Raw genomic sequence first — 1040 nt, forward strand, 5'->3', positions numbered from 1 at the left:
GAGCTAGACTTCTAGCCGTTTCTACTTTAGTCACCAAATCGTTCTCCTACAGTCAATGTCCGTCCAACTCCGTTGAGGAAGGAAGCAATGTCCATCTTAGGCTTCCCAGCTGGCTGCACTTGCTTGAGAGATAGAGCTCCTTCAGCCGTTGCGACAATCAATTCCTTTTTGCCAATAGAGAGGATCTCACCTGGATTTCCCTGACCTTCTACTGGTAGGGCTTCATAAATCTTAAAGCGGTCTCCTTTAAGAAAAGTATGGGCAACAGGCCATGGATTCATCCCTCTGATTTGGTTAAAGAGTTGGCGATTGGTTTTAGTCCAATCCAGTTTCTCTTCCTCTGGCTTGATATTTGGCGAGAAAGTGACTTGACTAGGATCTTGTAGTTCAGGTTGGATTTCTCCTGCTAGGTAGCCAGGTAGCGTATCCAAAAGCAAATCGCGACCAACGATTGCCAATTTTTCAAACAAGGTGCCGACATTGTCCTCGTCTGTGATAGGAATGCTACGACGGGAAATCATATCACCTGCATCCATTTCTTTAACCATTTCCATGATGGTCACACCAGCTTCCTCATCCCCTTGAATCAGGGCATAATGAATGGGAGCTCCACCACGGTGTTTGGGAAGAAGGGAAGCGTGAACATTGACCGCAAAGTCCATGCTATCAAGGAGTTTACTTGGGAGAAATTGCCCAAAAGCAGCAGTGATAATCCCATCAGCTCCTAGCTTCATAATGTCTTCCATCTCTGGACTTCCAGATAATTTTTCAGGTTGGTAGATAGGAAGACCTGCTTCTTTGGCGGCCTGCTTGACTGGGGTTTCTTGGATCACTTTTTTACGGCCAACAGCGCGGTCTGGCTGGGTCACAACAGCCAGAATCTCGTAACGGTTGTCTGATAACAACCCCTTCAAAACTGTCGCTGAAAAATCAGGTGTCCCCATAAAGATTAGTTTTGTCATTTCTTCTCCTTCTTATAAAAATTGCTGCGGTTCGTGGTCAATGCTGAGACGAAGCTCGCTATTTTCACGTTCTTGAGT

General features: G+C 45.9%; 1 protein-coding gene. It reads right to left on the minus strand.

Annotated features, from left to right (window positions below):
• Positions 1-26: 26 nt before the first annotated feature.
• Positions 27-962, minus strand: a complete 936-nt coding sequence (gene fmt, locus GMD1S_RS08075) for a methionyl-tRNA formyltransferase (protein WP_000163668.1) — start codon at positions 960-962, stop codon at positions 27-29.
• Positions 963-1040 lie beyond the last annotated feature (78 nt).

It is taken from the genome of Streptococcus sp. GMD1S, from assembly GCF_000296875.1.
Classification (GTDB): domain Bacteria; phylum Bacillota; class Bacilli; order Lactobacillales; family Streptococcaceae; genus Streptococcus.

Coding starts and splice junctions, on each gene's coding strand:
- fmt (WP_000163668.1), bottom strand. CDS start 962: ATGACAAAACTAATCTTTATGGGGACACCTGATTTTTCAGCGACAGTT.